Origin of the sequence: Streptomyces misionensis, assembly GCF_007896895.1 — a bacterium.
Lineage (GTDB): Bacteria > Actinomycetota > Actinomycetes > Streptomycetales > Streptomycetaceae > Streptomyces > Streptomyces misionensis_A.
Window position 1 is genome coordinate 1 of the sequence record NZ_VOGW01000140.1, and the last position, 5,838, is coordinate 5,838.

At 72.5% G+C, this 5,838-nt stretch carries 2 protein-coding genes; both read left to right on the top strand.

All coding sequences use genetic code 11. The features are described from left to right. The coding region (locus FRZ03_RS24500; RefSeq protein ID WP_146467310.1) for a type I polyketide synthase at positions 1-3,192 on the top strand (3,192 nt) is incomplete at its 5' end. Positions 3,193-3,210: 18 nt separating this feature from the next. After that, positions 3,211-5,838 (top strand): type I polyketide synthase (locus FRZ03_RS24505; protein ID WP_146467311.1); only part of this gene is annotated, 2,628 nt, incomplete at its 3' end.

Here is a 5,838-nt window from a genome sequence, read left to right on the forward strand (position 1 = left end):
CCCGCCTACTGGGCCCACCACATACGCGCGACCGTACGCTTCGCCGACGGCATCCACACCCTCGCCGACCACGGCATCACCACCTACCTCGAACTCGGCCCCGACAGCACCCTCACCGCCATGGCCCGCGAAAACCTCGACCACGACACGCAGAGCCAGCCCGTATTCGTCCCCGCACTACGCCACGACGGCGATGAAGTACGCACCGTCCTCACGGCACTGGCCGTCTGCCACACCCGGGGCGTATCGGTCGACCGGTCCGCGCTGCTCGGCCGGACGGACGCCGGCCCGGCCGACCTGCCGACCTACGCCTTCCAGAGGGAGACCTACTGGCTGACGGCGGACGGCGCGGCGGCGGGCGACGTGACGGCGGCGGGCTTGGAGGAGACCGGTCACCCGTTGCTGGGCGCGGTGGTGGAGGTGCCGGAGTCGGAGGAGGTGCTGTTCACGTCCCGGCTGTCCCTGGCAACCCACCCGTGGCTGGCCGACCACGTCGCGGCCGGAGCGGTACTGCTGCCGGGGGCGGCGTTCGTGGAACTGGCCGTGCGGGCCGGTGACGAGGTGGGGTGCGGCGCGGTCGAGGAACTGGTCCTGGAGACACCGCTGCCGCTGGCCGAGGGCACCGGGGTGCGGCTGCGGGTGAGCGTGGGGGCGGCCGGGGAGGAAGGCCGGCGCACGGTACGGATGTACTCGCGGGCCGAGGAAGCGGGCGCCGCCTGGGTCCGCCACGCCTCCGGGACGCTGCGGCCGATGTCCGCGCCGGAGACGACACCGGACACGACGCCGAGTACGACGCCGGAGGCGGTGGACCTGTCGGTGTGGCCGCCGGCGGGCGCCGTCGCCGTGGACCCGGCGGAGGTTGCGGCACTGTACGACGGTCTGGAGCAGGCCGGGTACCGCTACGGGCCCGTGTTCCAGGGGGTGCGGGCCGCCTGGCGCGTGGACGGCGCGGTGTACGCCGAGGTGGCCCTGCCCGAGGACCACGAGGACCGGGCGGCGGCCTTCGCACTGCACCCGGCGCTCCTCGACGCCGCCCTGCACGCGGCCGACTTCCAGCACCGCGCGGACCGTACCGGCGCGCACACGAGACTGCCCTACGTATGGCGCGACGTCACCCTGCACGCCACGGGTGCCACGGCCGTGCGGGTACGGGTGGTTCCGACCGGCGGGGACAGCATGACCCTGCACCTGGCCGACGGGACCGGCGCCCCCGTCGCGTCCGTGGGCTCGATGGTGTCCCGCCCGGTCGAGTCCGCGCGGTTCGCCGGCGGCCGGGCCGCCGAGCACCTGCTGCGCCCGGACTGGGAGGAGACGACGCCGGCGGCACCGTCCGCCCCGGACCACGTCACGGAGTCCGTGACGGTGCCGGTCGGCACGGCGGCGGACGTGCGCGTGCTGGCCGCACGCGGCGGCGCCCGCACCGGCACGCTGATGGTCGAGCTGACGGAACCCGGCGCCCTGCGCGACCTGACCGGCCGCCTGCTGGCCATCGTTCAGGCGTGGTCGGCCGAACCGGCCCTGGACGGCACGCGGCTGGCCGTGATCACCAGGGGTGCGGTGGCCGTGACACCGGGAGAGGATGTCGACCCGGCGCTCGGCGCCCTGTGGGGTCTGGTCGGGACCGCGCAGTCGGAGAACGCCGGACGCGTCGCCCTGGTCGACATCGACGACGCGCCGTCCTCGCGCACGGAACTGAGCACGCTCGTACCCGCCCTGTTCGCCGCCGACGAGACACAGGCCGCGGTCCGCGAGGGACGGTGCTTCCTGCGCCGGCTCGTGCGCGCCGAGGCTCCGGGTAAGACACCCGCGACCTGCAGCAGGCCGATCGGCGAAGGCACGGTGCTCGTCACGGGCGGCACGGGGTCGCTCGGCGCGGTGGTGGCCCGGCACCTGGTGCGTACGCACAGAGCGCGCAGTCTCGTCCTGGCCAGCAGGAGCGGACCCAAGGCTCCCGGCGCGGCCGAACTGGCGGCGGAACTGGAGGCGGCCGGGGCTCGTGTCCACGTGCTCGCCTGCGACGTCGGGGACCGGGAGGCCGTGGCCGGCCTGCTGGCCGGGGTACCGGCCGACGCGCCGTTGACGGCGGTGGTGCACACGGCCGGCGTACTGGACGACGGCGTGCTGACGGCGCTGGCACCGGACCGTATGGACACGGTGCTGCGCCCGAAGGCGGACGGCGCCCGCCACCTCCACGAACTGACCGCCGGTTTGGACCTCTCCGCCTTCGTCCTCTTCTCCTCCGCGGCCGGCACCTTCGGCAGCTCGGGGCAGGGCAACTACGCCGCCGCCAACGCTTACCTGGACGCCCTGGCACAGCACCGCGCCGCCCGGGGGCTCCCGGCGCTCTCCCTCGGCTGGGGCATGTGGGCCCAGGACGCCGGCATGACGGCCGGACTCGATGCCACCGACCACCGCAGGCTCGCCCGCGACGGCATGACACCACTGTCGGCGGCCGAGGGCATGGAACTGTTCGACGCCGCACTGCGCGGCGGCACACCGGTACTGCTCCCCATGAAGCTGGACGTGGGCGCCCTGCGTGCCCAGGCCGCCGGCAGGCCGGTCCCCCCGCTGCTGCGCGGCCTGGTCCCCCCACCCCGGGGCGGGCGGCAGCGGGTCAGGCGGGCACCGGCCGACGGAGCGGACGCGCTCAGCACCCGGCTGGCCGGCGTGGGCGCCGCCGACCGGCAGGCGATCCTCCTCGACCTGGTCCGGCAGGAAGCGGCCCACGTCCTCGGTCACACCTCCGTCGGCCGCATCGGGCACGAGGCGGCCTTCACCGACGTCGGCTTCGATTCGCTCACGGTGATCGAACTGCGCGACCGGCTCCTCGCCCGCACCGGGCTGCGCCTTCCCGCCACCTTCGCCTTCGACTTCCCGACACCCGGGGCACTCGCCGACCACCTGAACACCCTGCTGGACACAGGCACCGCGGAGGACCCGCTGCTGGGCGAGCTGGCACGGCTGGAGGACCTGGTGGCGGGCCGCCCGGCCGACCGGGCCAAGGACACCGTCGCCGCCGCCCGGCTCCGGATGCTGGCGGCCCGGCTCAGCACCGTCGCCCCCGGACCGGTCGGCGGCACCGACAGCATCCAGACGACGCTCGACACAGCATCGGTCGACGACGTCCTGGCCTTCATCGACGAGGAGTTCGGGATCGTCGACCCGTCGGACCCCAGCCGCGCCCACGAGTGAAGAGGAAGGTGATCGCCGGTGGACAATGACGAGAAACTGGTCCGGTATCTCAAGCGGGTGACCGCCGACCTGCACGAGACCCGGCAGCGGCTCGGCCAGATCGAGGCCGCACGCACGGAACCCGTCGCCATCGTCGGCATGGCCTGCCGGCTGCCGGGCGGCGTGACGTCACCCGAGGACCTGTGGAACCTGGTGGCGGCCGGTGGCGACGCCGTCGGCGCCTTCCCCGAGGACCGGGGCTGGGACCTGGACGACCTCTTCGACCCGGACCCCGACCACCCCGGCACCAGCTACGTCCGCCAGGGCGGTTTCCTGCGCGACGCGGGCGACTTCGACGCGGGTTTCTTCGGCATCTCCCCGCGCGAGGCCCTGGCGATGGACCCGCAGCAGCGGCTGCTCCTCGAAACGTCATGGGAGGCGTTCGAACGGGCCGGCATCGACCCGACCGCCCTGCGCGGCAAGGACGTCGGCGTCTTCACCGGAATGATGCACCAGAGCTACGGTGCCGGCGCCACCGGCGATCTCGAAGGCCACCTCATGACCGGAACGACGGCCAGCGTGGCGTCGGGCCGCGTGTCCTACGTGCTCGGCTTCGAGGGCCCCGCGGTGACGGTGGACACGGCCTGCTCGTCGTCACTGGTCGCCCTGCACCTGGCCGTCCAGGCGCTGCGGGCCGGGGAGTGCTCGATGGCGCTCGCCGGCGGCGTGACGGTGATGTCCGGACCCGAGTCGTTCGTGGAATTCTCCCGGCAACGGGGCCTGGCTCCGGACGGCCGCTGCAAGTCCTTCGCCGCGGCGGCGGACGGCACGGGCTGGGCGGAGGGCGTGGGCGTGCTGCTGGTCGAGCGTCTGTCGGACGCGGAACGGCTGGGGCACCGGGTACTGGCGGTGGTGCGCGGCAGCGCCGTCAACCAGGACGGCGCCTCCAACGGCCTCACCGCCCCCAACGGCCCCTCCCAGCAACGCGTCATCCGCCGGGCACTGGACGCCGCCGGACTGGCCCCGGCCGACGTGGACGCGGTGGAGGCCCACGGCACCGGCACCGCACTGGGCGACCCCATCGAGGCACAGGCCCTCCTGGCCACCTACGGGCAGGACCGTGAACGTCCGCTGTGGCTGGGCTCGCTGAAGTCGAACATCGGGCACGCGCAGGCCGCCGCCGGAGTGGCCGGCATCATCAAGATGGTCATGGCGATGCGGCACGCAGTGCTGCCGCGAACCCTGCACGTGGACGCGCCGACACCACAGGTCGACTGGTCCACGGGAGCCGTCGAACTACTGACCGAGGAACAGGCCTGGCCGGAGACAGGACACCCGAGACGAGCGGGAGTGTCGGGCTTCGGCGTCAGCGGCACCAACGCCCACGTGATCCTGGAACACCTCCCCGAACCGTCCGACATCCCCGCTCCACAGCCCGACGGCCCCCTGCCCCTGCTGATCTCCGGAGCCGACGAACAGGGCACCCGCGCCCAGGCCCGGCAACTGGCCGACCTCCTGCACCACCGCCCCGAGCTGGATCTGGGTGCGATCGCCGCGGGACTGATGAACGGCCGGGCCGCACTGCCCGACCGCGCGGTGATCATCGCCGAAGACCGGGCCGAAGCACTGGCCCAGCTCGAAGCCGTAGCCGAAGGCGCCGCAAGCAACCGCGCCGACATCCAGGGACGCGTGGCCTTCGTCTTCCCCGGCCAGGGCACCCACTGGACAGGCATGGGCGCCGAACTCGCCGACACCAACCCCGCCTTCGCCCAAGCACTGAACGAATGCGCAACAGCCATGGACGAACTGACCGGCTGGTCCCTCCTCGACGCCATACACGGACACCACCCCCTGGACCGCGTCGACGTCATCCAACCCGTGACCTTCGCCATCATGGTCAGCCTCGCCCGCCTCTGGCAGACAGCAGGCGTGCACCCATCCGCAGTCATAGGACACTCCCAAGGCGAAATCGCAGCAGCCCACATCGCCGGCGCACTCACCCTCACCGACGCCACCAAAATCATCGTCCTGCGCAGCCGCGCCATCGCCACCCACCTCTCCGGCCACGGCGCCATGATGTCCCTCCCCCTCACCCCAGCCCAGACCCAGGAACTCACCGCCCCCTGGAACAACCGCATCCAGATCGCCGCCCTCAACGGACCCACCTCCGTCGTCGTCGCAGGCGAACCACAAGCACTCACCGAACTCGCCACCACCTGCCACCAAGCCGGCATCCGCGCACGAACCATCGACGTCGACTACGCCTCACACACCACCCACGTCGAAACCATCGAAGAAGAACTCACCCACACCCTCGCCGACATCACACCCACCACCTCACACACCCCCTTCCTCTCCACCGTCGAAGCCGACTGGCTCGACACCTCCCACCTCGACGCCACCTACTGGTACCGCAACCTCCGCAACACCGTCCGCTTCACCCCCGCCACCCACCACCTCCTCACCCACAACTTCACCACCTTCATCGAAATCAGCCCCCACCCCGTCCTCACCCCCAGCATCCAAGCCACAGCCGAACAAACCCCACCACAACCCCTCCTCATCACCGGCACCCTCCGCCGCAACCACGGCACCACACGACAACTCCTCACCTCCATCGGCCACGCATGGACCCGCGGCCACACCATCAACTGGCCCACCCTCCTC